General features: G+C 59.8%; 14 protein-coding genes and 1 riboswitch. Of the genes, 4 read left to right on the top strand and 10 right to left on the bottom strand.

Translation table 11 applies throughout. The features are described from left to right. Positions 1-25: 25 nt before the first annotated feature. Positions 26-1,822 (bottom strand): family 78 glycoside hydrolase catalytic domain, encoded by a 1,797-nt coding sequence (locus AC5E6W_RS06255; RefSeq protein WP_491751405.1) that lies wholly within the window; start codon positions 1,820-1,822, stop codon positions 26-28. A gap of 252 nt (positions 1,823-2,074) precedes the next feature. Next, on the bottom strand, positions 2,075-5,647 hold the full coding sequence (locus tag AC5E6W_RS06260; protein WP_491751406.1) for an outer membrane beta-barrel protein: 3,573 nt from the start codon (positions 5,645-5,647) through the stop codon (positions 2,075-2,077). A 389-nt stretch (positions 5,648-6,036) separates the two neighbouring features. Here AC5E6W_RS06260 and AC5E6W_RS06265 point away from each other — a divergent pair, with 389 nt between their 5' ends. Both AC5E6W_RS06265 and AC5E6W_RS06270 read left to right on the top strand, forming a co-directional pair. Next, the gene (locus tag AC5E6W_RS06265) at positions 6,037-7,371 is read left to right on the top strand and encodes a hypothetical protein (protein WP_491751407.1); all 1,335 of its coding nucleotides are present in this window, start codon (positions 6,037-6,039) and stop codon (positions 7,369-7,371) included. An 88-nt stretch (positions 7,372-7,459) separates the two neighbouring features. Further along, positions 7,460-10,720 carry a glycosyl hydrolase gene (locus AC5E6W_RS06270; protein WP_491751408.1) on the top strand — a complete coding sequence of 1,087 codons (3,261 nt, stop codon included), beginning with the start codon at positions 7,460-7,462 and terminating at the stop codon, positions 10,718-10,720. Between the two features lie 83 nt (positions 10,721-10,803). Here AC5E6W_RS06270 and AC5E6W_RS06275 read toward each other — a convergent pair whose 3' ends face one another. The 5 genes from AC5E6W_RS06275 to AC5E6W_RS06295 form a co-directional block, all read right to left on the bottom strand. Further along, positions 10,804-12,081, bottom strand: coding sequence for a hypothetical protein (locus AC5E6W_RS06275; RefSeq protein ID WP_491751409.1), 1,278 nt, complete (start codon positions 12,079-12,081; stop codon positions 10,804-10,806). A 1,008-nt stretch (positions 12,082-13,089) separates the two neighbouring features. Further along, positions 13,090-13,638, bottom strand: coding sequence for a DNA-3-methyladenine glycosylase I (locus AC5E6W_RS06280; protein ID WP_491751410.1), 549 nt, complete (start codon positions 13,636-13,638; stop codon positions 13,090-13,092). An 89-nt stretch (positions 13,639-13,727) separates the two neighbouring features. Further along, entirely contained in the window at positions 13,728-14,141 is a 414-nt protein-coding gene (locus AC5E6W_RS06285) for a hypothetical protein (RefSeq protein WP_491751411.1), read from the bottom strand. A gap of 219 nt (positions 14,142-14,360) precedes the next feature. Next, complete coding sequence (locus tag AC5E6W_RS06290) at positions 14,361-15,038, bottom strand: response regulator (protein WP_491751412.1); 678 nt, start codon at positions 15,036-15,038, stop codon at positions 14,361-14,363. Further along, positions 15,031-18,681: a CheR family methyltransferase gene (locus AC5E6W_RS06295; protein WP_491751413.1), complete on the bottom strand. Its 3,651-nt coding sequence runs from the start codon at positions 18,679-18,681 to the stop codon at positions 15,031-15,033. The genes AC5E6W_RS06290 and AC5E6W_RS06295 overlap by 8 nt, the downstream gene beginning before the upstream one ends. A gap of 254 nt (positions 18,682-18,935) precedes the next feature. On the opposite strand from AC5E6W_RS06295, the gene AC5E6W_RS06300 reads away from it, so the two are divergent. Next, positions 18,936-20,024, top strand: coding sequence for an ATP-dependent DNA ligase (locus AC5E6W_RS06300; protein ID WP_491751414.1), 1,089 nt, complete (start codon positions 18,936-18,938; stop codon positions 20,022-20,024). 19 nt (positions 20,025-20,043) lie between these two features. Here the strand turns inward: AC5E6W_RS06300 and AC5E6W_RS06305 are convergent, their stop codons facing one another. Continuing rightward, entirely contained in the window at positions 20,044-21,051 is a 1,008-nt protein-coding gene (locus AC5E6W_RS06305; RefSeq protein ID WP_491751415.1) for an SDR family oxidoreductase, read from the bottom strand. A 343-nt stretch (positions 21,052-21,394) separates the two neighbouring features. Between AC5E6W_RS06305 and AC5E6W_RS06310 the strand changes: the two genes are divergently transcribed. Continuing rightward, a complete protein-coding gene (locus AC5E6W_RS06310) occupies positions 21,395-21,913 on the top strand; it encodes a Dps family protein (RefSeq protein WP_491751416.1) in 519 nt (172 codons plus the stop codon). A 115-nt stretch (positions 21,914-22,028) separates the two neighbouring features. Beyond that, a riboswitch (cobalamin riboswitch) is annotated at positions 22,029-22,142 on the top strand. Here AC5E6W_RS06310 and AC5E6W_RS06315 read toward each other — a convergent pair. Further along, positions 22,120-22,557, bottom strand: coding sequence for a helix-turn-helix domain-containing protein (locus AC5E6W_RS06315; RefSeq protein WP_491751417.1), 438 nt, complete (start codon positions 22,555-22,557; stop codon positions 22,120-22,122). Its footprint overlaps the riboswitch before it by 23 nt. Before the next feature lie 226 nt (positions 22,558-22,783). Next, on the bottom strand, positions 22,784-26,944 hold the full coding sequence (locus AC5E6W_RS06320) for a carboxypeptidase-like regulatory domain-containing protein (RefSeq protein ID WP_491751418.1): 4,161 nt from the start codon (positions 26,942-26,944) through the stop codon (positions 22,784-22,786). Positions 26,945-26,953: the final 9 nt, after the last annotated feature.

Consider the following 26,953-nt stretch of genomic DNA (forward strand, 5'->3'; position numbering starts at 1 on the left):
CGCTTCTTCTGGCTGCCCCCGTGGCCTATCGTTCCTCGATCTCCACGACTCCGGAAACATCTTTCTCCAGGACCCACCACGATCCCTCGCGATGTGCTTTGACCCGCTTCCCGGCGCACCGAATCTCGCTTGAGCCCGGCAGGACGGGCAATTCGACCCTGGCGGTCATGCCGTCGGGAATATCGAGTTTGAGAAGAAAGCTGCTCTCTTTCGTCCAGCTCACGGAGAGTTCTCCCCTGGGAGTTGGCATCCTGCCTTCTGCGTCGCGGAGATCCCCTGGATGCGGGCGAATCAATGCTCTGGCCCAGCCGGGCGCAAGAGGTTGCGCGCCCAGGACAAATCGTGGCAATAGGTTCGCCGGCGCGGCGCCCCAGGCGTGCGTCCAGTCCTGATTGGGTTTGTACTTCTGATCCCAGGCCTCCCAGGTAACCGTCGTACCCGCCTCCACCATGTGCCTCCAGCTTCTATCTCCCGGAGCCGTCATCAGCTTCAATGCGGCGGAGTCTTCATCGTTCTCAAAGAGACCTTCCAAGAGATATTGAGCAGCGTAGACCGAACCCGCCATCCCGCGACCTGCCAGCCAGCTCGCAATCTTCTGCCTGTTTATCTGCGGAACAATGCCAAAGGCCAAGGGGAACAGGTTTGCGTGAAGAGAGGTGTGCTCGGTTCCAACACCATCGCGATAGAGCCCGCGCACGGGGTCAAAGAGCCTTCGCTGAAAGCTGGCTTGCGCTGTTGCTTCCTGGTCCTGGAATCTCCTGGCCTCCTCCTGCTTGCCCAATGCTTCAGCGAGGCGAACCATATTTTCGAGAGCACGAAGATGGAAGGCGTTGACCACTGTGTTGACGCTCGTAAAGACATAACCGTCTCGCTCGTGCGGGGGCCAATCGACGATGTCCCCGCGCCTGATCTGCTCGGGCGAACTCATCACCAAGCCGTCCGCGCCGAGGCGCTCGTTCAGGAGCTTCAGCTTCAGGCCTTCGTAATGCGCTTGCAGCCACTCCTTGTCGCCAGTCTGCATCCAGTCCGCGTAGGCGATGAAGACCATATGCGGAGCCCACTCTGACGGCCAGGTGGGCAGCTTCATCAACCTGTCAAAGGTAGCCCGCGGCATTCTTGGGTCGGTATCCCCGGCGTAATAGCCCAACTGGTCTAGAAAGGCGTCCGCCTCATAGGGAAGCCGCTCGCGATCCCCGTCGACGAAGACTCCGGCAAACGTTGTCGCCTTGATCGAGTAATGGCAAAGATCCCATATGTCATCGAGCATCGGATCGGAGGAGTGGAACGTCGCGGCATCGTCCGACCATGTACTGTCGAAGGCGGCGCGGCGGTGGATCTGGTCAGGTCGCAGTTGTGCCGGCCAGCCTTCTACCTCGACCCAGCGAAAGGGAAGGAGAACGCCCCACTGCGGCGGAGTCAAGACGGCAGGGAACTTCGTGTTGAAGTCATTGGCAGGAGGAGCGACCACCAATGGCGCGCCACCTCTTGGCATGACCGTTACTTCGGAATAGCGGACCGCGCCAGGGGGGCGTCTATCCACGCGCCCGTTCTTCAGGGCCTCGCCGAAGCGCACCGTGATCTTTTCCTCTCCGCCCGTCGGCTTCTTCACAGGCGGCAGCAGGAAGAGATTTCCGAAGGCGACTCGGCCGAAGTCCACCAGGAAAACACCGGGGGCGACCTGGCTGATTTGTGTGGGCGATTGTTCCACAAGACGTACCGATGCAACCTCCTGCCCCCGTGCCAAACACGCCAGCGTTCCCACAACAAGAGCAATCAACCAAAGTCTGAGCATGTTTGTTCCCTGACTAAGCGTGCCATACAAGGTTCCAATGAGCCATCCACCGTTTCACTGCGCCGTCGATGCGTTGCTTGCAGTGAAGCCGCCCCCCGCAGTTTTATCGAACCAGCTCGAGCGCTAGCACACGAAGTCGTCCCACAAGATTCTCACTACCGACGCGCCGTGCGCGCCGCAACCTTCTGAGGGCTTGTTCTCGTAGAGTGCGCGCCGCCGCGATGGACTTCCGCATCTGCGGGCCAATGGGCTCCGGGCGGAGCCCATTGGACACGCAGCAGGCTAGAAGTTGAGGCGGACAGTAAGTTGACCTACTCGGGGATCGTTGGCTTGAGTCAAGGTCACCACGCCGAAGGTGGAGCTGCCTATGCTGGTGCCCGGGCCTCCAAAGTTCGGCGTGTTGAGGACGTTGAAGAACTCGCCACGGATTTCCAAGCTACTGGATTCCGTGATCGCGAACTTTTTGAAGAGGGAAGCGTCCATCAGCGGGTGAATTCTCGCGCGGACATCGATGACCGTGCTGTTGGCTTGCGACGTATAAGAGAGCCGCTGCTGGTACGCGGGTACCGGCGAGAGAGAGTCGCAGGCAGGAGCAGACGGAGTCGATTGCACCAGCTGGCCGCTGACGTTTTCGTAGCAGGTGTTGAAGAAGCGGGCATAAGTCCGGTTAGGCTGGTTGACCGGTCCAATGATGTTGACGTTGCTGGGCGCCGAGATAAGCCCGCCATTGGCGGCGCGGAAGACACCGTTGAGTTGCCAGCCGCCCAGAGACTCCCGCATCCAAAGAGGCCGGGCCTCGAACTTTGGCAGTTGCCATGATCCGAAGACGTTGGCCAGTACTGTGGAGTTGGCGTCCTGGACGGATTCGAGCTTCGTGTCGAACGGATTCAGATAGCCGGTGTGCAGCATCACCTTATCCCAGGTGAAGTTCGCTTGCAGCGAGAAGTGATGCTTCATCGGCTTACTCACCTGGATCTGCAGAGCGTTGTAAGGTGCCGTGCCGATGGAGGAGTAATTCTCGGTGACCGAGCCGAATTCCGGGTACGGTTGCAAAAGTAGATACTGCTGAATGGTCGTGGCATTCAGCGTGGCATTGCCAGGAATCGAGCCAGCCAGGGGGTTCGGGACTTTGTTGTTGAGATAGGTTACCTCAGCGCTTCCCTGGTTGTAGTACTGGGCTGGCAGGAAGTTGATATTGTGATTGACATCGAGTCTCGTCGGTCTCGCACCCACATATCCGATCTGCAGGGCGAGATCGCCAGGGAGCTGCTGCTGGACGTTGAGGGTATAGTCCGCTGTCCTCGGCTGCACGTGGCTCTGATCGTTGTAGTTTACGTTCTGCCCCAGAGCGGTTCCCAGACCGAGTGTGTTCCCGGAGGGCAACGTTACGCCAGTCGGGAACGGATTAGTCATGGTGTTGATGGGCGTTCCGTTCGACGGTGCACTGGGCGCATAGGTGTAGCTCGTCGACTGGCTGTAGCCGGAGGAGAACGGCGTCTCCAGCGTGTTGAAGAACATGATCCCAAAACCCGCACGGACAACGGTACCGGGATAGACCTGGTAGGCGCCTCCCACGCGCGGCTGCCAATTGTGTAGATCACGAGGATAGGGGAAGCGATCGGCGGGATTGACGAACTGCAATCCTCCCTTGAGGGCCATACCTGGCACCGAGGCTTGCAGCGGGCTCGTGCAGGTCGTGCAGAAGTTCGAGATCATGCGGTTATACCGCTCGGTAAATGGAGATTCATAGTCCCAGCGGCCGCCTAGATTGAGCGTGAGCTTATTGCTCACGCGCCAATCGTCCTGCACATAAGGCGCCATGTAGATTTGTTGCATGGCATACGCGATGCTGATGTTGTAGTTAGCAGTGGTGAAATATCCCAGCAGCATCGACGCCAGGGGATCCCCCGAGTTGGCTTCCGAGCCAACCGGGACATTAACATTCTGCTGTGTAAAGCTTCGGTCGAAGACAAAGCCGGCGCCGCTCTGGGAGTTGACGCCGAAGCCGCTCTGCGGATTCTGCACGTTGTACCGCGTAAAATTGCCCTCAAATCCGAAGCGGACGGAGTGCCTACCCCAGACCTTGCTCAGGATTTCGTCGAGTGACATGAGGGCATCCGTACTGACCTGGCCCCCTGCGCCGGGCGCCAGACCCGCATACCCGTCGCTGTTCATGTATTCGCCGGGGAACGTGTTATAGGGAAGGCCTGTCGTCGTCATGTTCAGGCTGCTCAGGCTGAACCCGGAGTTACCGGGATACACCAGGCCGAAGGGGTGATAATCCACTCCAAAGCGCGAGTCCAACACCATCGTTGAGGAGAACTGCTGCACATCGTCAATACTGCCGCCGCGGTTGTTCCGATGAACGCTATAACCATAGCCCGTTGAGCTATTGGTAGGGCCGATGCCTTTGGGGAAGCCTTCCAGCGGGTAGCTCTGGGTCAACCCCGAACGGAACCCAATGATGTTGATCTTGTTTTTCTGTCCAAAGGCATGGTCGAAACGCCCGATGAAGGAAGGGTATGTGCTCGGATACGTGGTTTGGGTGGAGATGTAGTTGGGGTTGGTCAGCGCCGTAGCGTTCGTCACGTTAGGGCTTGGGAGATACAAAGCAAAGGCCTTGCCGGTGGCATTCAGCGCCGCAGCGATATTGTTATTGGGGAAATACTGGGTGCGGTTTCCATTGGCATCCAGCGGAGAATTAGGAACGTAGAGCTGAACTCCCGAGGTGCACAGTCCATTGCCATTGAACGCCGAGCAAAGGCCGGAGAAATCACCATTCAACTCCGCAGCTGTTGGCACGCGTGTGCTGTAATTTTGCGGGGTATGCGTGGCATAGCGTTCGAAAGAAAACATGAAGAACGTCTTGTCGCGCCCGTTGTAGATCTTCGGCAGCACGACGGGCCCATCGATCACAAGACCGGTTTGGCTCACCTGGTCGTTATTGCGTGGCTGGCCGAGTCCGGCCTTTTCGTAGGTGTTAGCATTCAGGTAAGTATCCTGGAAGACATAATAGGCGGAGCCGTGAAGGCGATTCGTCCCATTGCGAACGACGACGTTGGTCACGGTTCCATCGCCATGGCCGATCTGGGCGTCGAACATGCCATTTTCCACCTTGGTCTCCTGCACGGCTTCCGGTGAAGGTACGAAGTTGGTGTAGCTTGCTCCTGAGAAACGTTCGGCCGCGTCGTTGGGTATCCCGTCGAGCGTCAGCCTGTTGTGGCCGCTGATCCCATCTACGGTGACGGCCACGGCGAAGCCGCTGTACGGGTTGGTATATTGGCTCGACTTTGCCTGAAAGTAATTGCCTGTGCTCGGAATCATGCCGGGAGCCAAAGCCTCCTGCACATAAGGATTTCTCCCCTCGTTGGGCAGGTCGGTCACCTCCTGGGTACTCAGTGTGGTGGCGATGTTGGCGGAGCCAGTATCGAGCAGAGTATTTTCGGCCGTCACCTGAATGGTCTCCGCCTGGGCACCAGGTGCGAGCCGGAAGTCAACCTCCTGCAATTGACCCGCGGTCAGGATGACTCCGGTTTTTGTCTCAGTCTTAAAGCCGGGGGCTTTGATGGTGACCGTGTATGTGCCCGGATTCAGGGACGAAACGCTGTAGGTTCCCGCGGCACCGGAAGTGTCGGTCGTCTTGAAGTGGGTAGAGGTCTCCTCGACGACGACTGTGGCGGCGGGGATCTTTGCTCCTGAGGGATCGCTCACCTCGCCTTGGATGCTTCCCAGATACCGTTGTGCCGATGCTGGCAATACCGTGAGCAGAGCGGATAGCAGGGCGAGCGCCCAGAGTGAGCCTTTGGCTTTCAGGGCATTCTTGAATAGATTGTCGTTCGATTGACGATTGCGCACGTGATCCTCCGAAGCGTGACTTAGCCCGATGGGGACGGAGGCGTTGAGCCCATCCTGTCGATTTCCCCAATTCGTTTGGCTAATGGGTCCCTAAAGCGGCCCAATCCTCGCTGTGACGGTTCGCGTGCAGCAAGTTAATTTACCGGAAGGCATGATGGTGAAGAGTCGGCTCCGACAAGGAGGGTGGCGACTCAAGACCAACTGACTCGCTTTGCCCGCAATGTGACGTCTTGCCTCAGGGGCAGAAGCCCGAGATTTTGGTGGATCAGGGAGCAAGTCTTAACGGTTAGAAGTCCGGATATTGCTGCTCCATGCTTGGGCCTGCCGCACTCGCCAACGATTCACAACCCGTGCTAGACTCTGCACCGGACGATTCCCTGGCGTGATCCATGAAGGCGACGATTGAGGCACCGGAGCTCCAACCCACTGCGTCCCCCGGCCAGGAGGAGCAACGGGCGCTCGTGCAGAGGATCGTTGGGAGTTCCCCGTTTCGAAGGTCGGCTCGACTTCGCGACTTTCTGATCTTTGTTGCCGCGGAATCTCTCCGCGATCCGCATGCGGAACTGAATGAGCAGGAGATCGGCGAGAAGGTCTTCGGCCGGCCTGCCTTCTACAACCGGAGCCAGGACAACATTGTTCGTGTGAATGCGACCGAACTACGCCGCCGCATCGAGCAATACTTTGCGGAGGAAGGCTCTCGCGAAACGCTGGTCCTGGAGATTCCTCGCGGAGGATACAAACCTGTCTTCCGGCATCGCGCGATCCCAGAACCATCGTCGTTGGCTCCCCTGGTGCCCGCACCACCTCACCCGCCGGTCGAGGTGGCCAGCTCCGGCTTCCGGCTGGTCCGCTGGCAGTACGTCGTCTGGGCCGTTGGGAGCGCCGTATTGCTGCTCTGGTGCGGCTTCCTCTGGCAACAGAATCGGACCCTTCGCGAAAATGCTTTCCCAGCCACGTCCGGACCTGCGCTGAAAGATTTCTGGAACTCGTTTGCGCAGAATCATCAACCCGTCGACATCGTTCTTCCCGATGGCTCAGCCAGTGTCGTGGAGGACATCACGCGTCAGTCCATCTCACTACATGATTACCTTCGCAGCGAATACATGAAGACCGTCGATGCCTCGCATGTGAGCGCGGATCGCAGGATGGACCTCGATGAGATTGCGAATCATGACCTCATCACCTTCGGAGATATGAAGGCAGCACACCAGGTGACACAGGCGATTCCAAAGATGCCGGCCCCGCACCTTACGTTCGCCCGCTATTACTCCGCTGACGATATGAAGCGCAACAATGTCATCTTCATCGGAGGCCGGAAGGCTAATCCATGGGTCCGCCTTCTCGAAGACCATATGAACTTCGTCGTCGAGTTTGATTATGCCGGAGGATACGGGGTCGTGTTGAACACCCACCCTCGCACGGGAGAGCAGGCTCGGTACGTGGCGCCAAATTCTCCTAACACAATTACAGCGTATAGCGTGGTCTCCTATCTCCCGAACCCCAGCCAGAGCGGTCGCGTGGTGGTTCTTGCTGGATTGGACGCCGACTCAACCAGTGCGGCGGCGGAGTTCATCACCTCTGAGGCTCAGATGGAGCACTTCAGGCAGATGCTAAAGGTCAAGGAGTTCCCCTATTTCGAGATGCTGTTACGGACCTCGAAGGTCAAGGGCACCACCTTCAGCTCAGAGATCGTGGCGTATCGAACTTACCCCAATCTCAACTGACGCTCTCGCGCGCATCGCCGGTCCGCGCACCGGAACGAATGTTCTTCGCGAGAGATGTGAGCCCTCTGGGCACTAGAATGCGAGGGTCATGAAAATCCTCGTGTTTGCTCTCCTCAGTGCCTCGGCTGTTGCGCAAGGCGTGGGAACTCGTCCAGCGGATCCATTGCTCGATGGCTTCAAGAATCCACCGCAGAGCGCGCGCCCCTACGTGTGGTGGCACTGGATGAACGGCAACATCTCGAAGGAAGGTATCCGCGCGGACCTCGAGTGGATGCATAGGGAAGGGCTTGGCGGCGTACAGGTTTTCGATGCCGCACTCGCGACGCCACAGGTTGTGGATCATCGCATCGAGTACATGACGCCGGAGTGGAAGGATGCCTTTCGCTACGCGACGACACTGTGCGATCAACTGGGACTGGAGATGGCGATCGCGGGAAGCCCAGGGTGGAGCGAGACGGGAGGTCCATGGGTCACTGGCCGCCAGGCGATGAAGAAGTACGTGTGGAGTGAGACGGTCATCGAGGGCGGCAAACCGTTCGGAGGTACGATTGCTCATCCTCCAGTTGTGACGGGAAAGTTTCAGAACACACCGATTCTGAAGCCAGCCATCGACGAACCAGAGTTCTACGCTGATGCTGCTCTGATTGCCTTTAGAACACCGAGTGACGAGCGTCCCATGCCCGCGTCGCAAGTCGCAACCAGCGACGGTCCTGTCGCGGATGCGAAGGTTCTATCGGACGAGAATCTTGCGACGTCCCTCACGATTCGGAACCGGGAAGGTAAAGACAAACAATGGATCCAGGCTCGTTACGCGGAGCCGGTCACGATCCGATCCATTACAGCGTCGGTTGGCGCGCCGATGAGCGCAGAGCTGCAGGCGAGTGATGACGGCTCGAACTTCCGCACGATTGCGGCGGCCGACCTGGACGGTGCTGCAGAAGAGACGCTGTCCTTTGCGCCTGCCACAGCGCGATTCTTTCGTCTCACATTTGCTTCTCGCGCACCTTCCGGCGAAAGGATTGCGGTGAATGAGTTCACGCTGCACGCGGGGGCTCGCGTAAATCGTTTCGAAGCGAAAGCCGGCTTCCGGCCGGTCCAGGACCTCTATGGCTTCGCAAGCATGGAGGCAGACGCCGCGAGCACGATCCCGAAGTCGGAGGTGATCGACCTGACGGGTAAGCTTCGTCCCGATGGCACGCTCGACTGGTCAGCGCCTGCGGGACGATGGACGATCCTCCGCATCGGCTATTCGTTAATTGGGACGACGAATCATCCTGCGACGAAGGAAGCCACTGGCCTTGAGGTCGACAAGCTCGACCGCCGTTACGTCAAGGACTACATGGAGGCCTATCTCAATAGCTATCGCGATACCGTTGGAGCGGACATGATGGGCCAGCGCGGTATCCGTTCGGTCATCACCGATAGCTGGGAGGCGGGCACGCAGAACTGGACCGATAACATGCTCGCCCAGTTTCGTGAGCGCCGCGGCTACGATCCGACCCCGTGGCTGCCTGTGTTAGCCGGCTATGTAGTTGATAACTCGAAGGCCAGCGACCAGTTTCTCTGGGATCTCCGCAAGACCATTGCGGATCTCACCGCAGACGAGCATTACGGCCAGGTACAGGCTTCGCTCGCCAGCCGCAACATGACTCACTACGGCGAATCGCACGAGTCGGGCCGCGCCTTTGTTGGCGATGGCATGGAGGTGAAGAAACTCGCCGATGTCCCCATGGGAGCGATGTGGACACAGACGCTTGGGGTGAATGATGAGATCTATCGCTTCAACGCCGACGACCGCGAGTCGGCATCGGTCGCGCACATCTATGGCCAGAACCTCGCGGCGGCGGAATCCATGACCGCAAAGTTCGATCCCTGGGGCTGGTCGCCCGCAACCCTGAAACCCACCGCGGACCAGGAGTTTCTCAATGGGATCAACCGCATCGTCATCCATGAGTCGTCGCATCAGCCGCTCATGAACTGGAAGCCGGGTCTGACGCTAGGCAAATACGGGCAATGGTTCAATCGTAATGAAACATGGGCCGAGCAGGCGCGTCCATGGATCGACTATCTCGCGCGGAACAGTTACATGCTGCAGCAGGGACGATTCGTCGCCGACATCCTCTATTTCTATGGCGAGGATTCCAACCTCACAGCGATCTTTCGCGACAGCGCTCCAAACATCCCGCCGGGCTATGGCTTCGACTACATCAATGCCGACGGCCTGATTCACGCGGTACATACTGCGGGCGCTCAGATCACGACCGCGTCTGGGATGAGGTATCGCTTGCTGATCCTCGATCCCTATTCACGCCATATGTCGCTGCCGGTGTTGCGCGCGATCTATACGCTCGTCCAATCGGGCGCAATGGTTGCGGGTCCCAAGCCTCTGGATACTCCCAGCCTGGCGGATGACCGCGCCGAGTTCGATCGCCTCGCCACGGAGCTCTTCGGAGAGGGGACAGGCACACACACTGTTGGCAGGGGCAGGGTCTTCGCGGGTGTTGATGCCTCGACAGCGTTGCGCACGCTGAACGTCCTTCCCGATTTCGATTACGACCTTTCGCAACCGGATCATCGCGTCGAATTCGTGCACCGCACCACACCCGACGCCGAGATCTATTTTGTAGATAATCGCAGCGATCACGATGTGGCCCTGGATGCTACCTTCCGCGTTGCAGGCAAGGCTCCTGAGTTATGGCGCTCGGAGACCGGGACGAGCGAAGCGCTCTCATATCGCATCGTCGGAGAACGGACCTCCGTTCCGCTACGACTCGAGGCCTGGGGCTCGGCGTTCATCGTCTTCCGCCATCGCACGACAGTGCCGTCGGTTTCCGTGCCTGCGAAACTCACAGCTAACGTCGCTACCGTAAGCGGACCATGGACCGTCGCTTTCCAGCCAAATCTCGGGGCACCAGATTCAATAGAATTGCCGTCGCTCATCTCCTGGTCAAGCAGCTCGAATGCAGGCGTGAAGTACTATTCAGGTGCCGGCACGTACACCACAACGATCGACGCTAAGAAGAAGTGGTTCGAACGGGGCTGTCATCTGTGGCTCGATCTGGGCGACGTGAAAAATCTTGCCTCGGTTAGCGTGAACGGTCAGGACCTGGGCATCGTCTGGCACGCGCCGTATCGCGTCGATGTGAACTCTGCCCTGCGACCAGGAACGAACACGCTTCGCATCACCGTGATCAACGCGTGGGTCAATCGACTAATCGGTGATCTGCAGCCGAATGCCACCACGTACACTCACGCGGACGTCACGCCGTATCGAGCCGATTCCGACCTCTTACCGTCAGGACTTCTCGGCCCAGTGAAACTCGTTCAAGAATCCGATCGCGAACGATGAGGGTTGACGCCGCCTTGGCAACAGCAGATATGCCGACCTAGGTATGCCCCGGTCCGCAGCGGACCGGGACTCACTCGAGGCTTCTAGGTCTTCGGACTTAGCTGAAGGATGAGGTGCCATTTATTGAAACCCGAAGGGCTGGTGGTGTCAAAGGCCGCTGAGGGACCAAAGAACCGTTGCGCTCCGATTTGAAGCAGTCCCGCGAACTTGACCCCGAAAGAAACCTGATTCAGATAGAAGTTATGGTGAGAGAGGCCGGCGTTCTCGGCGAAGCCTCCTGGAACGGACTCAAGACCGCCTCTGTAGTCAAAGAACAGTCCTCCTAGGTTAGCGATCCCATTCACGCTCGCGTTCACGTCGAGTGGGAAGTTGAAGTATTGCTCTGTTCCCTGCGTAAGTGTTGCCTGCTGCCCGAAGCCATTGAAGTTGAAGCCAACCTTCGGGTCCAGGGCGGCAACCAGACTAGCATGGGTTGTCTTCTCGTACAGGACGGGATACAGAACGTGGATAAAGAAGTTCCCTCCCGCCTCGACGGTTTGCAGTGCTGTCGCGGTTGTAGTGTCGGAAGGCGTGCTTGTGGTCGCTGCGCCCCTGCTCGCTGCGTTCGTGATCGATGTAGTCGTGGTCGATGCGTTCGTGGAACTCGATGAGCCTGTCACGCTGGTTCCCAGAGAGATCTGTGTTCCGAGTGGAGCGAAGAGCTGGAAAGAGACCAGGTCCGAAGAAAGAGTATTCGCGCCGCTTCCGAATCCATAGATGTACTGGACTTGTGTAATTGCTGCAGTCGGTCCACCAGTGCTGTAGAAACACTGGACGTCGGAATCGGTCATGTTGGAGTAGACACCAGCGCCATAGGGATCAACGTTGACCTTGTGGGACAGAGGAACGAAACCCTTGAAATAACTTCCATCGGTATATTTGGCCGCGTTACATCCTGGAGAATCGAGGATCTCGGCACCGATCTTCATCGTCTGAGAACGATTGCTATCGTCCGTTGCGGTCGCACTGATCTGATAGGTTCCAGCGGTTGTGGGCTTTCCGGAGATCACACCATTCGCATTCGCGACGAGGCCCGGGGGAAGCGTGGAAGGATCGATGTTCCAGACGTAGTGAGCCTCCGGGCTCTCATGCACTGTGAGGTACTCATAGTAGGCCTCGTTCACTGGCTGAGAGGGGAGACTGCCGGACAAGATCGTCGGCGATGCGACCAGCAACACCTGAATGGTCACTTTCGCTGGTGCTCGCAGGGGATCATTTGGATCGAGGGCTATCCCGTGAGGCCGGGATGCGGTTACCGTCGCCTGGAAACTGACGACGTGGCTGGGCGTCCCTACGAACGCCCCATCCGGGTCGATTGCCATCCCCGGGACAAGCCAGGGCTCAACGGTCCACGTGCAGTCCGTACATTTGGATTTGAGAAGGCTGGGCAGAGCGGCGTCCGGTTTCTGCCCTTGAAGAAAGCTAATCGATCTAACAACCTGAGCACCGGACGTTGTCACCGCGGCGGTTGACGTCGCGCCAGGTAGAGTCGGCTGTGCTCGCCACGTTATTGACGTCGTCCCATTGGCAGAGTTACTCGGGGAGAGCGGTGCTAAAGTCGGCGCGGGCCTCGATTTGGCCGGCGGCGCCTTGGTGAGACTTGGATTCAGTTGGGCGTGGCTGCTTACGACGCCCGCAAGCAACGTGATGATGAGCAAGACGAGTTGACGACGATTGCCAAATAGCATGGTGCCTCCTTGCGTGAGTTGAGCGCTGTACTCATGTGAGCGGGCGCGGGATTTTGCGATGTCGGACGCGCTAGCAGCTGTTTCCACGGTCCCTATGGCTTGCCTGCGTGACGGAGAGGATCTTCGCCGAACTCACAGGAAGAGCACCCAGCGATCCCAAGCACCGCGGGCAGGACGTAAGCGATGGCGATGATGGCAAGTCGAACGATGGAACGACGGGTCTGGGCGCGCATGGGAACCCCGCGACGGAGTCAAGATATGCACCCATGCAGCAGAGGGTCGCGACCGTCCTGCTCGACAACGCAAGTTGCGATTCGGCGCAGCTCAACCTGGTTCCGTGTCTCGCTGCATGTGGTGCTATCCGTGTAGGCGCGACGCGGCGGAAGAAAGGGACACGGAGAAAACGCACGTCCTAAGTCGTGTCGTGCAGGTGAGTGGATTTTCGGGAGTTCGCTTCGGGGAGTGCTGGTGACGCACGGCGCGAGGTCGCGGTTCGATGCAAAGGCAAAGCGCGTGGCGTACGGCCTGAAGATTGCGCGGCCTCCGCGGAGACCGCGCTTCCTGCGGGCATTGTGCTTCAGCGTCAATGCCCGCAGACGGCCGACGATCCACCGGCTGTCTATGAAGACGTCAAGGGCCTCGTTACGACTTTCTGCGGAAGCAGTCTGCAGAGTGATCGTCGACCATGCCGACTGCCTGCATCCACGCGTAGACGATCGTCGGTCCAACGAACTTGAAGCCGCGCTTCTTCAAAGCCTTCGAGATCTCCGCCGACTTCTCTGTCTCTGCGGGGACAGCGCCGAAGTTCTTGACCGGCTTGCCGTGCAAGGACCAGACCCATTTGCCAAAGTCCTCGCTGCTCTTCTCCATCTCGACGAAGATCTTCGCGCCTTGAATCGTTGCGTTGATCTTGGCGCGTGCTCGGATAATGCCGGGGTCCTGCATCAATCGCTCGACATCCAGCTCGGTCATCTTCGCGACCTTCTTCGGGTCAAATCGATGAAACGCCTTGCGGAAGCCTTCACGCTTGCGCAGAACAATCTGCCACGACAGGCCAGCCTGGAAGCCTTCGAGCATCAGAGTCTCCCACAGCTCGCGTGGGTCGCGAACGATCCGACCCCATTCCTTGTCGTGATATTCCGCCATGAGCGGATCGCTTTGCGCCCAGCGGCAGCGTACTTTTTCGACCATGGTTCAAGTCTATCGGGGCATGACTGCCGGAGTGCTCTCGTGCGGAGGTTTTGGCGTTGCGTGGCTCGATCACATCGAGCGCCACATCTCTACTGCTGCGACGTGACACTTGGTCCCGAGGAAATGAGGCGACCGATCTCTCCCAGTAGGGATCGTGGCGTCAACGCACCTGTTACCAGAAGCTCACTTGCATCGGCATGGCCGTCCGCGGGAGTGGAGAGATACAAGACGTTCAATGTGGGCGAATGCTCATGGGTGCCTTGTCGGATCGATTCAAAGGTGCTTCGAGCCACAAAATGGCAGACGATTACGAGATCGACGGTTTGCCACAGCACGCGCTCCTCATACGCATTGGTTCCGCGGATGATCGCGGAGTAACCGTCTCGCTGCAGAATGGCCGCACGAGTACTTTGCAGGGTTTCATCATCGCCAATGAGGAGGATCTGACCTTTGACTCCTGCTGGAGGGGATGCCTTTGGATCGGCGCTGTGGAGTCCAAGCATGGGCGTCAGTTGCTGGGAACGCGACGCGGGATGGCCCTGCTCCTGACCTTCGCCTTCGCCGGATCGGTCGCGAGGGGAATAGTCCCTTGATGGATGGAGCCCTATCTCAGGGAAGGGAAAGAAGAGCGCTCTATCCATTCCGCGAAGGTAACTGGAATTCTGCGCAGACGCACCTAGGGAATTCCCTAGCCCCCGGCGTGCGTCGATCTATCCATTGATCTATTCGACGCCGAGGACCGCGCTCGGCGTCGGCTCATGAGCGATCAGGTGATGGCTGAGGGCATACCGTGTGAGCTCCGCCGTCGTTCTCAGGCCGAGCTCGTCCATCACGCAGCTCCTGTGGAATTCGACCGTCTTGGGGGAGATCTTCAGCAGCGTCGAGATCTCTTTGGTGGTTCTTCCCTCTGCGATCGACTGCAGTACCTCTCGCTGTCGAGGAGTAAGTGCGTCGGTGAACGCGCCTCCCGGGTTGAAGGCCAGTTCCTTCGGATCATGCGAGATCTTATCCGCAAGCAGGGGTGTGATGAATGTCCCTCCGTTCATCACGGTTCGCATCGCCGTCATAAGCTCGCTTCCCGCAGACTGCTTTGCGACGTAGCCCACACCGCCGGCTCGGAACGCGGCGCGCAGGTACGGGAGTCCGATCTGCTGCGTGACGAAGATGATCTTCAACTTAGGGTGCATCCGATGCAGCTCCAACGCGGCCTGAATCCCATTGAGGCCCGGCATCCCAATATCCAGGCAGACAAGGTCAGGCATTACCCGTGACGTTTCCGCGAGGATCTGCCGCCCATTGGAGACGACGCCCACAATCTCGAACTCGGAGGCGAGAATACTTGCCAGACCTTCCGCCATCAGGGAGTGGTCGTCGGCGATGAGAACTTTGGCTTTACGCATGTTCCTCCAGCGGCACTTGCAGCACAACCGTGGTTCCTACGCCGAGCGATGATCTCACCTGCAGGCTTCCACCGACAATCCTTGCCCTCTCTTTCATACTCACAAGCCCAAGTCCACGCCTTGGGATCTCGGCATCCAGGTCGAACCCTGTCCCGAGATCCTTCACCGTAAGCTGGAGCCATGGGCCGTTACCTTCCAGCATTACCTTTACATGCGTTTTGCCGGCATGTTTGCTCACGTTGCGCAACGCCTCCTGGGCGATGCGGTAGACGGCCGTGGCTGAGGTCGCCGGGATGTGTTCGGGAATGTTGTTTCCGATGTAGCTTGCGATCATGTGCTCGTGCTCGCGGAAGTCATCGACCAGTTCCCGCAGCGCGGCAGGCAATCCGAGATCGGTGAGAATCGAGGGATGAAGCTGGTGCGAGAGCTTGCGGACATCTTCGTTGAGCGTCTTCAGATCCTGATACATCTCCTCGAAGTGCGCGTCTTCGGGTGAAGTGTTTCTGAGCCGCTCGAACGCGATCTGCATCAGGCTGAGGCGCTGGGCGACATCGTCGTGCAGCTCGCGGGCAACGCGCTGCCTCTCGGACTCCTGCACCGAGAACAGGTGCGCCGCGAGATCGCGAAGCTCTTCCTGCGCGGCCGACAGCGTGATGTTCGTTCTCTCGACCTCGGCCTCAAGCTCGGCCTTTTGCTGCGAAAGCATCTCCTCAGCGCGGCGGCGGAGCGTGACGTCCTCAATCGTCAGGAGGATGACGCGGTCGCCATCGGTCGCGTGCGCCTGAGCTCGAAAGAAGAGGACCTTGTCGTCCGAAGTGGTCGAGACGTGTTCCACCTCGAACGTCGCCCCAGCCTCTCCGTCGAGGAGAGTATCGATTCTTTGACCCAGCTCGACTCCCCAGAGGTGTTGCACAAGGTCAGGGAATGAGCGGTCCACCAGCTCCTTGTCCCGCATCTTCGTAAGCGCGCGGAAGGCAGTATTGACGGTTCGTATGGAGCCGTCCTTCTTCAGCACAACGACGGGAACGGGCACACCCTCCACCACGGAGCTGGCGAAGTCGCGTGCCTCGCGCAACTCCTGCTGGCTGTTGCGGAGCTGATCGATATCGACCAGCACCACGACCAGGCCTTCAATCTTGTTGTCGGAAGTCCGGTAGGGACGGACGCGCATGAGATGCCATCGTCCGGCCTTGTCTTGCACCTCCAGCTCCCGGGTTCCGAGCGTGTCCAGGACATCGCGAAGGATGGGTTGCACATCCTCAACGGAGAGCTGGAGCCGGATCTCACTGATCGGTCTGCCGACATCCGTGGAGCGGACATTGAGGAGCTTCTCCATCGGCGGAGTGAATTGCCGGATCGTGAAATCATCCGTGAGCATGAGCAGCGGGATGTTCACGCTGGTCAGCAGATTGCTCAGATCGTTGCCGGTCTGTGTGAGCACGGCATTACGCTGCTGCAGCTCGTCATTGACCGTCTGCAGCTCTTCGTTGGCGCTCTGCAGCTCTTCCTTGGTGGTCTCCAGCTCTTCGTTGGTGCTTTGCAGCTCTTCGTTCGCGGACTGGATCTCTTCGTTCGCGGAGACGAGCTCCTGGTTGCGCGCATCGCGCTCTTCGATCAGCGACTGCAGATGATAGCGGGTCGCGGACAGGTCTTCGCGCAGTTGCAGATTCTGGCGGTCGCGCTCTTCCTCAGGCACGTCCGGGAGCCGAGGCTGGTCGACGGTGTGAGCCGAGCGGCTCTCTTCCCGTTCGGAAAAGAGAATCATGAAGCAGCGTGCGCGGGATCCTGCTCCTGGGATCGGCAGAACATCGATCTGAATCTCTTGCTGGTTGTCTTCAGGCCCGATGCTGCCCGACCGCGACACCGGGATGTTTTCGCGGATGGCCCGTTCCACGGCGTTGAGGACTTCTTTGTTGATCGAGGAACGCACGATCCGGCCAAGGTTGAGGGTGACGGCGCCGCTGGAAAACTCCACGTAAGGCGCCGTCTGACCACGCGCCTGCAGCACGTTGAGCCGGTCGTCGACGATCAGGCCCGGCGGTCCGAAGCGCGACAGGACGATGCGGTCGGCAGCGCGTTGCAGCTCCAGCTCCGGCCAGCTCTCATCCAGATGCAGGTGTTCGGCAGGTCGCATTCCCAGGGGAAGCAGATTGTGCAGAAGAGGGAAGCGTGGAGTCCCTCCGGCCTCTCCATCCTTCCTCTGGTAGATCTTCTGCTTGCGATCGACGATGGAGAAGCCGCTGTCATAATCGCGCAGCGTCTCGGAGAGACCCAGCAGCATGTACCCGTCGGGCTCGAGGGCGTAATGGAAGGTGGCGATCACCTGTCGTTGCAGGGACTCGTTGAAGTAGATCAGAACATTTCTGCAGGCCAGAAAGTCGATATGGGAGAACGGCGGATCGTTGGCCAGGTTCTGACGCGCAAAGATGCAGCAATCCCGCAAGCGCTTGGAGACCTGGTAGCCGCGAGCGGTCTTGGCGAAGAATCTCCGCAGCCGCTCCTGGCTGATGTCCGCGGCCAGCGACTCCGGGTAGGTGGCGTTCCGCGCCATCTCGATCGCTCGCTCGCTGATGTCGGTGCCGAAGATTTGGACCGTTGTCTCGAGTCCGTTCGCGATGAGGTACTCAAGAATCGCGATGGCAAGAGAGTAGACCTCTTCGCCCGAAGAACATCCCGCGCACCACACGCGAATCCCCTTCTCGGTCGGTCGATCTTTGAAGAACGTTGGCAGGATGTCCCTGCTCAGCGATTCCCAGAACGCAGTGTCGCGGAAGAAGCGCGTCACATTGATGAGGACGTCTTCCTGCAGGACCTTCAGCTCATCGGAACGCAGCTGGAGGAAGCGCGCATACTCGGCGAGCGTCTCGATGCGCAGGAGCACCATGCGGCGGGCGATGCGTCTGCGGATCGTGTCCGGCTTGTATTGTCGAAGGTCAAGGCCGGAGGCTGCCCTGACGATCTGCAGGACTCTTAGGAAGCTTTGGTCGTCTGTAAGTGGAGCCTCTGGCTGCTCCAACAGGCGAACCTGAGGGTGAGTGAACTGCGCAGCCAGCCGCCCAAGTTCGAGGGCGAGTTCACGCGGAGGGACGACGAGGTCGACATGGTCCGCAGCGATGGAAACCCGCGGCATGCTGCTGTGGAGCGCCGATTCGGGGGATTGCACCAGCGCGAATCCGCCTTCGCCTTTGATGGTCTTCAGCCCCAGTGCGCCGTCAGAGTCCGCTCCGGAGAGGACGACACCGATGGCGTGGCTCTTTTGGTCCGCAGCCAGGGACCGGAAGAAGATATCGATGGGCATCGGAAACCTGCCGTCTTCCGAGCGAGGCTGGACCCGCAAGCGGCCCTGCTGCAGACGCGCGATCTGATTGGGCTGCAGCACGTACAGATGGTTTGGTTCGGGCGTCATCCCATCGCTAATGGGATGAACCGGCATCGCGGTCAGGTGAGACGTGATCTCGGCAAGGTAGCTCCGTTGCTCGGGCGCGAGATGGCTCAGCAGGACGAACGCCATCCCTGTCGTCGGAGAGAGATGCTGCAGGATCTCCTTCATCGCCTGCAGACCGCCAGCGGAGGCCCCGAACGCTACGACCGGGTAGGGCAGAGCCGGGGTCGACGGCTCCTCGTCCGTCGTGACGGTCGGCATTCGCGCGTCGTACCCGTCTTCGCTCCCCGTGAACACTCGGACGGCCGGCCCCGATTCTATTTCAGCTCTCGAGGATTCTCCGGGTTGTGCCTGCTGGTCTTCTTCCACTGGAGCTCTCTCCCGATATCCGGATCTCATGAAGTCCGGTAACCCATGATAGGGGAACAGGGCCAGGACGACACGCGGCATGCAACCAGAGATTGGCCTCCACAGTCAGACGGAGGAGCGCATCGCTTCAACCGTTGGCTCTTGCGATGCGTCGGAGGCTCGTTATCGACCTTGTGCTCACCCCCCCGCTGCTTCCCATGCTCGCCAAGCGGGTAGAGGCCATCCCCCAGGAAGGCTCGTGGATCTTCGAGCCTAAGTGGGACGGTTTTCGCACCGTCGTCTTTCGCGATGGCGAGGAGCTTCTTCTCCAGAGCCGTGATGGAAAGTCGCTGAACCGATACTTCCCTGATCTGATCGCGCCGTTGCTCCAGCAGCTGCCATCCCGGTGCGTGCTGGATGGCGAGATCGTCGTGGTTACAGGGCGCGGCCTGGACTTCGATGCGTTGCAGCAGCGCATCCATCCTGCGGCATCGCGTGTAAAGCTTCTCTCAGCACAGACCCCCGCTTCGGTTGTCTTCTTCGATCTCCTTTGCGAAGAGGACGCAGATCTGACGTCGAAGCCGTTCTCGGAGCGTCGCGCCCGGCTGGAGACGGTGTTGCGGTCTGCCAAGCCGCCGCTGCACATCACACCGTCGACCACTGATCGCGAGACCGCACTCGACTGCTTCAGTCGCTTCGAAGGCGCAGGGCTGGATGGCGTGATGGCCAAGGCAACAACGGGCTCTTATGAGCCTGATAAGCGGGTCATGCTGAAGGTGAAGCACGAGCGCGACTGCGATTGTGTGGTGGCGGGCTTCCGCTGGCACAAGTCCGGTGAGGATGCCGTGGGTTCGCTTCTGCTGGGTCTCTATGACGATCAAAGGAGGCTCCAACACGTCGGTGTCTGTGCAAGCTTCACGATGGCGAAGCGCAGGGAACTAGTGGAACTCCTCACGCGATACCGCCGCGATGCATTAAGAGATCATCCGTGGGCTTCATGGGCAGAGCAGGGAAGCGATGGCCGCATGCCGGGAGCGCAGAGCCGGTGGAGTCAGGGGAAAGACCTTGCGTGGGAGCCGCTTCGCCCCGAACTCGTGGTGGAGGTGGCGTACGACCACATGCAGGGTGATCGATTCCGCCACACCGCTCAGTTCCGCCGCTGGCGTGACGACAAAGCGCCGGCGGCGTGCACTTATGCCCAACTGGAGGTAGTGCCGCCGGAGGAATTGAGGAACATCTTCGCCCGCGGCCGTTGAGTCCACAAGCGGAGCGGGCCTATGGCTGGCCTCCGCCTCCGCCTGCGCCATAAATGTTGCCCGTGGTGTAGCTCGCATCGTTGGAGGCAAGTTGCACATAGATGCTCGCGAGTTCTGCAGGCTGTCCCGCACGCTTAAGGGGATACGTCTCGCCGAAGTGGATGAGGTGCGCCTGCGTTGCGCCGCCGGAGACCTGAAGAGGTGTCCAGATCGGCCCCGGCGCCACGCCATTCACTCGAATGCCCTTCGGGCCAAGCTGCTTGGCGAGAGACTTCACGTAGTTCATCGTCGCAGCCTTGGTCTGCGCGTAGTCGTATAGATTCGCGGCCGGGTCATACGCTTGCTCCGACGTAGTGCCGATGATGCAGGATCCCGGCTTCAGATGCGGGACCGCTGCCTTGATGATCCAGAACGGCGCATAGATGTTCGTCTTCATCGTGGCATCGAATGCTTCCGTCGTCAGCTGGAGGATGTCCTCGCATTGCTGCTGACGCCCCGCGTTCGAAACGACGATATCGAGTCCTCCCAAGGCCGCAACGGCCTTGGCGACCAGCTCCTTGCAATAATTCTCCTGGCGCAGATCGCCGGGTAGCGGAATCGCCTTGCGTCCCTCCGCCTTGATCAGTTCGATGACTTCCTTGGCATCAGGTTCCTCCGTCGGGTAGTAGCTGATCGCGACGTCCGCACCTTCACGCGCGTAGGCGATCGCCGCCGCGCGGCCCATCCCGGAATCACCGCCGGTGATCAACGCCTTACGACCCGCCAGACGCCCCGAGCCCTTATAGCTGGTCTCACCATGGTCCGGGCGCGGATTCATCTTGCTCGCGAGGCCCGGCCAGGGCTGCGACTGGCCCGGATACGGAGGCTTCGGGTACTTGGTTGTGGGATCGACGAAGGGCGCGGCGGTTGTACCTCCCGTCGCCTGTCCCTCGAGGGGAAGGGCTGCGCTGAGAGCTGCACCGGTGATGCCCGCTCCGAGATGGCTGACGAGCTTTCGCCGGGAAATTGCATTGTTGTCCGACTGCATTCTTATATCTCCTGTGTTTCAGCATGTGCGTGCAAGAGGGACATTCCGTTCGCCCTGTCCAGTACATGGAGGCTTTCCCAGACCATTACGTTGCCTCACGTGGTAGCGGCGGATGCGGTACGCAGGCTCACGCAAAATCGCGCCTGATTTGTCGATCAGCCGATGATCGCCTACTCTTTTGGGTCTATCCGAGCTTTCACGTACATGGTGTATTGCTAGGAGTGCCTTTGCTGGAACTACGTGCCGGTTCGCGACATCTAACGGAGGTAAAACGTCGGGACCGGAACATCTCAACTGGCCTGCCATCTGGTTGCGGGCCATCACGCAAGAAGGAGAAAGCATCGTGTCTACAACGAGCGAGAAGATCGCACTACAAAAGTCGCCCTTGAACGTCCATTCCGACCTGCCCAAGGAGGCAGTGCAGCAGCTAAGCGGCGCGCTGAACGCATTGCTGGCAGACGTATTCGCCCTCTATCTCAAGACCAAGAACTTCCACTGGCACATGAGCGGACCGCACTTCCGCGACTACCATTTGCTGCTGGACGAGCACGGCGATCAGATCTTCGCGATGACCGACGACATCGCCGAGCGCGTGCGTAAGATCGGCGGCACCACCATCCGCTCGATCGGTCAGATCTCCAAGCTGCAGCGGATCCTCGACAACGACGCCGACTTCGTAACCCCCCAGGACATGCTGGCCGAACTGCACGAGGACAACAAGGCGCTCACGCTGAGCATGCGCGCCGCGCATGACCTGTGCGACGACACCGGCGACGTGGCCACAGCGAGCCTGCTCGAAAACTGGATCGACGAGACACAGCGCCGCTCATGGTTCCTCTTCGAGACCACCCGCAAGGCGTAACGAAGATCTCTGCGAAGAACGAAGCGAAGCGGCCGGGAATCTTCCGGCCGCTTCGCTGTTGCCTGCGGATGGCTTATCCATAAGGACTCGTATGGTGTTGGCCCGTGGCCCAGATTGTGGGCGTCACTCTGTTGGTTCTTCCGGCGACGGAAGATGAAATGGGAGTCCGGTGCGACTCCCGAGCCGCCTCGCAGACCTGAAGCAGGCTAGCTCATGGGATGAAGTGATGCTGACCTGACCTCAAATATTTCGAGGGGCTGCCGCCGAAGTCCCGCATATCCTCGAAGCTCGGAACCGTGTTGCGTGCGCCAGCGTGCCGGGGAAGTTCCGACGCTCGCTGCGAAGGTGCGACTGAACGCCGCCTGGTCGGAGAAGCCGGTTTCAGCCGCGATCGCGGCGAGCGCGAGGGACGAGCGCAGCAGCAGATCCTTGGCCCGCTCCACCCTCCTGCCAATGACAAACTGATGCACGGACGTGCCAAAGGACACGCGGAAGCAGCGGCAGTAATAGCTGGTGGAGAGCCTGCATTCGGTGGCAAGCCGGGCGAGACGAAGATCGCCTCGCAGATGGAGCTCGATGAGCTCGAGGGTGCGACGACGCTGCCACGGCGCGAGCCCGCCGCGATGGATTGGTTGAGCCGGCACGTCCACCTCCTGAAGCATGGAATGACGTTCAGTCCTTGCATTCTGTGCCTAGCGTAGGTGTTTCAGCGTTGAAGTGAAACCACTGGGATTGGCGAAAGGAGGCGGTCCTTTCGAGGGGCAGGCGTAAGCCTGCTGCGAGATCGCTTTAGGCGAGAGTTTGCGCGTACCAAAGAAAGGCGGCGCGGGAGGATATCCTCCAGCGCCGCCGGGTTTGTGTTGCGTTGAGTTAGAAGTTGGCGCGAAGGCCCATCTGGATGGCGCGCGGGCTGTTACCCTGCGTCTTCGTGACGCCCCATGCCGTCGTGCTCTGCAGGCTGAGGCTGGGGTTCGCGAAGTCCAGGTGATTCATGGCGTTGATCAGGACGCCCGAGAACTCGACGCTGTACTTCTCCCAGATGCGCATCTCCTTCTTGACGCTGAAGTCGAGGTTCAGGTAGCCAAGACCGGACATAGTGCTCGAAAGGCTGTCCTTGGTGTCGTAGCCGAGGATCGGAGCGCGAGCGAGAGCATAGATCGCGTCCGGGTTGGCGAACATGTTGACGGCAGCCGAGCCCGAACCCTTGACGGCAGTACCGACACTAGAGCCGGTAACGCCGCGGTAGGTGTGCTGGATGGCCGGCAGCGACTTGGAGAAGATGCAAGTTTCGCTGTCGGTGAAGGTCGAACCGTCTTCACCACCGAAGTTCTGACCGCTGTTGTTGGTGGTGCAGACCAGAGGCTGACCGCTCCCCGCCGTGACTACCGGCGCGAACGTCCAACCGCCGGCGAGCCGGCCGATGATGCCTTCCTGCCCCTTGTACCACTCAGGCGTGTAAACCAGGAAGGTGTTGAAGATGTACTTCTGATCGAAGCTCTGACGACCGTACTGGTTCTGCAGGTTGTACGAGTCCTGCGCCGTGATGGACGACGTGGACTGGTTGTAGGTGCCGAGGCCGAGCGCCTTGCTCCAGGTCAGGTTCTCCTGCAGCGTGATGCCGTGGAAGTTGCTCATCTTGTACGAGACGTAACCGCCATGGTAGTTAGCCCAGCCGTCGGGTGTTCCGATGCTGATGCCGGTGACGGTCTGTCCAGCCGAGCCGTAGGTGGTGTTGCCGGTTGCAGTACCAGCGAGCGAGCGGGGAACGGTGGTGGGGTTGAAGATACCGGTGTCAAGCGCCTGCCAGAGTGAGAAGACCTGCTGGGCGCGGAAGTTGCTGACCTTCGAGTTGACGAGTGCCTGCGTATAGCTTCCGGCAGCGCTGGCGGTGGAAGTAGATATGGATCCTCCCGCTAGGGCCTTCTCAAAGAACGGTTGAGCCGACACGGTGGGCGTGGCGCTCGACTTGCAAGCGGCAGCGCTCAAGGTGCAACCCATGGCCGATTCGACTGCAGCATAAGCCTGCGCGAAGGACTGGCCATTCAACGTCAGGTTGTAGGGCACCTGATTGGGGTTCTTCATGATGTAGTCGTGGTTGATGTAGCGGCCGATGTAACCGACCTCGAGCAGCTGACGATGTCCGATCTGGCGCTGGATCGACAGATTGAACGTATCGGCATAGCTGGGACGGAGCGACGGATCGAGCGGCGAAGCGATCGAAACGCCAGGGCCGTCGATACCGGGACGGTAGGGCTGTGGGAGGTTGGTGGGGGGCGCAGCCGATGCGAGGACGGGCGAGGTGCCGTCGGTGCCGAATCGGAAGGCCGTAGTTTCGTTGTAGTTACTCTGGTTGCAACCGCCCGATCCAGTGGTGGATGACTGTGCGCCTTTGCACTGCGTCGCCAGGATGAGGCCCGGGCTCAGCAGCGGATTCAACACCTGCAGGTCGCCGTTGATGCGGCCATACAGACGACCGTAGCCGCCTCGGATGACCGTCGCACCGTCGCCAAAGAGGGCCTTCATGCCGGAGCTCTCGAACTTGGGGTTCCACGCGAACGAGATGCGGGGGCTGGCCGAACCGTAGTAGGGGTTGTAGGCATACTTGCGTCCGCCGCCGTCGACGTTCTTCAGCAGGGCGAAGGCGAAGAATGGGTTGTAGACGGTGCCGTTGGAGGCTGCGGTGTACCGGTTCTCGAGCCACTTGTCGGTGCTCAGCTCGTTGCCGGAGGGATCGGTCCACATCACCTGGTTGCCGTTCGCTTCATGCGGCGGCATTTCGATGGCGTAGCTGATGCCGTAGTTGAGGGTCAGCGTCGGGCTCACCTTCCAGGTGTCCGTTGCGTAGATGTTGTAGTACGGAATCGTGGTGTGGGCTCCGATGGGAGTTGCAGCCGGGTTCAGGGTGAGCACGCCGCCGTTGTTGGTGTAGGTGTTGGCCACCTGCGTGTCGGTCACGATGCCGTAGTACGTATCGAGAATACGAGCATACGCGGGGGTGCCAGCACCGACGCAGTTGAGGCCGATGGCCGTGCAAGGGACGCCGACATTGCCAGCACCTGTGCCGTTATATGTAACGCTGCCACCGCCGCCTGCATCGCCGATCTGGTAGGTCGGTGTGTAGTTGATGCTGGCACCGTTATCGGTGCGCTGGTGATAGTTGAAGTTGTGCTGGTACTGAAAGCCAGCCTGCAGGACGTGGTTGCCCTTGATCTTTGTGAGGTCGTCGCGGAAGAAGTTATCCTTGCCCAGCCAGATACGGGTACGGATGTTCTGCGCGTTGACGTTGTACGGAGCGAGAACCGTGGTCGCGGAGCTCTCACCGAGGGGCTCGACGACACCACCCGCACCCGAGATCTGCGGAGGAGCGCCAGCGCCCTTCCACTGCCAGAAGTTGCGCAGGTAGCTATAGTGGAAGTCGTTGGTCAGCGAGGAACTGATGTTGGTGGTCATGCCAACGGCCAGAAACCATGGCTGCTGCGGACGCGGGGTGAGGGCCGTCGGTACGCCCAGCTTGTCGGTACCGATGCGGCCGCCGATATCAACCTGGTTGCTGGTGACGTTCTGCAGGTTGTAGTAGCGGTAAGTCGCCATGAAATGCCACTTGTCCCCGAAGTCGTGATCGATGCGGGTAGCGAGGAAGTTGGAGCTCTGTGGAATGGAGATGTTGGCGCGGTACCCGACGGTGTTGACGCCGTCGCAGTATGCCGCTGAAAGGGACCCGCAGCTCGAATCGAAGGTGCCGTAGTAGGACTTACCATCGCCGCCGGTCGGTCCGTTGGAACTCGCAGGGGCCACTGGGAGCTGGCTGGCATAGAAGCTCTGCATCGTCGGGTCGAAGCTGTTACCAGAACCGGCGCCGCGTGGATCGGCGGCGTTCAGCTGCGCCCTGGAGCAAACGCTGTTTCCATTATTCCCGGTCGTGGGGACGAAGGTGCAACCAGGGAGTGCGGTGGTTGTGGTAGTAGCAAAGGTCAACTGGCCGTTTTGCAGGAAGTTGTACGAAGGAACCGAACGCTCATACGTGGCAGCCGCCGGATAGCGGAAACCTTCGTAGTTGGCGAACAGGTAGGTCTTTCCTCCTAGCAGTTTGGGAAGGACTGGTCCGCCTGCCGCAACGCCAAAGCGGCTGAAGTGGTAGCTGGGCTTGGCCGTATAACCGGTGCCTGGGAAGTTGTTCTGCCAGCTGTTGGCGTTGAAGGTGTTGTCCAGGTAGTACTCGTAGACCGTGCCGTGAAGCTGGTCGTGGCCGCGCTTGGTGACGACCTGCGAGCTGGAGCCGGTGGAGTTGTTGAAGTCCGCCGTCTGGCCTGAAGTGGACACCTTGAACTCTTCGACCGAGTCCTGAGGCATCGGCATCACGCCCGAAGCGCCAGCGCCGAGGAAGCCGCCCGTGGTGGAACCGAGGTTGTTGGAGGTGTAGACGCCCTGTGTGCCGTCCATGTCGGCGGAGTTCTGGCCGCCATCGAGCGAAATGCTCGCCTGGTCCTGCGCGGTACCTGCCACATAGCCAGCCGGCGAAACGCCGGGCTGCATCGTGACGAACGTGGCCACGTCGCGACCGATTGCCGGGAGTGCATTGACCAGAGCCGGTTCAACCGTCTGACCTGTAGTGGCATTGATCGTCTGCAGGTCGGCGTTGGAAGCCTCGACCGAGATGACCGTGCTCTCCGCACCAACCGCCAGCTTGAAGTTGGCGGTTGACTGGGTGTTGACGCTGACGGTCAGGTCCGGAATCTCATCGGTAGAAAAGCCGGGCTTGGTGACCTTGACGTCGTACGTACCGGGGGGAACATCGGGAAGGATGAACAGGCCGTCCTTGTTGCTGACGGTGTTACGCGTGGTAGCCGACTTCGGATCGGACACCACGACCGTGGCGCCCGGGATGACGGCCCCGGTGGGATCGGTTACGGTGCCGGTAATGACACCGGCATTCGCGGACTGGGCTCTGGCTGAGCCTGCGCCAGCCACACACAATGCTGCGAGCAGCACTGCACAGGAGATACGGCGATATAGCGATGAGAATCGGTCCATCGAGAGAAA

Source organism: Bryocella sp., assembly GCF_058498515.1.

What these genes read in the sequence shown, in the direction of transcription:
- AC5E6W_RS06265 (WP_491751407.1), top strand. Translation starts at nt 6,037, where the DNA reads ATGAAGGCGACGATTGAGGCACCGGAGCTCCAACCCACTGCGTCCCCC.
- AC5E6W_RS06270 (WP_491751408.1), top strand. Translation starts at nt 7,460, where the DNA reads ATGAAAATCCTCGTGTTTGCTCTCCTCAGTGCCTCGGCTGTTGCGCAA.
- AC5E6W_RS06275 (WP_491751409.1), bottom strand. Translation starts at nt 12,081, where the DNA reads ATGGCAATCGACCCGGATGGGGCGTTCGTAGGGACGCCCAGCCACGTC.
- AC5E6W_RS06280 (WP_491751410.1), bottom strand. Translation starts at nt 13,638, where the DNA reads ATGGTCGAAAAAGTACGCTGCCGCTGGGCGCAAAGCGATCCGCTCATG.
- AC5E6W_RS06285 (WP_491751411.1), bottom strand. Translation starts at nt 14,141, where the DNA reads ATGCTTGGACTCCACAGCGCCGATCCAAAGGCATCCCCTCCAGCAGGA.
- AC5E6W_RS06290 (WP_491751412.1), bottom strand. Translation starts at nt 15,038, where the DNA reads ATGCGTAAAGCCAAAGTTCTCATCGCCGACGACCACTCCCTGATGGCG.
- AC5E6W_RS06295 (WP_491751413.1), bottom strand. Translation starts at nt 18,681, where the DNA reads ATGCCGACCGTCACGACGGACGAGGAGCCGTCGACCCCGGCTCTGCCC.
- AC5E6W_RS06300 (WP_491751414.1), top strand. Translation starts at nt 18,936, where the DNA reads ATGCGTCGGAGGCTCGTTATCGACCTTGTGCTCACCCCCCCGCTGCTT.
- AC5E6W_RS06305 (WP_491751415.1), bottom strand. Translation starts at nt 21,051, where the DNA reads ATGCAGTCGGACAACAATGCAATTTCCCGGCGAAAGCTCGTCAGCCAT.
- AC5E6W_RS06320 (WP_491751418.1), bottom strand. Translation starts at nt 26,944, where the DNA reads ATGGACCGATTCTCATCGCTATATCGCCGTATCTCCTGTGCAGTGCTG.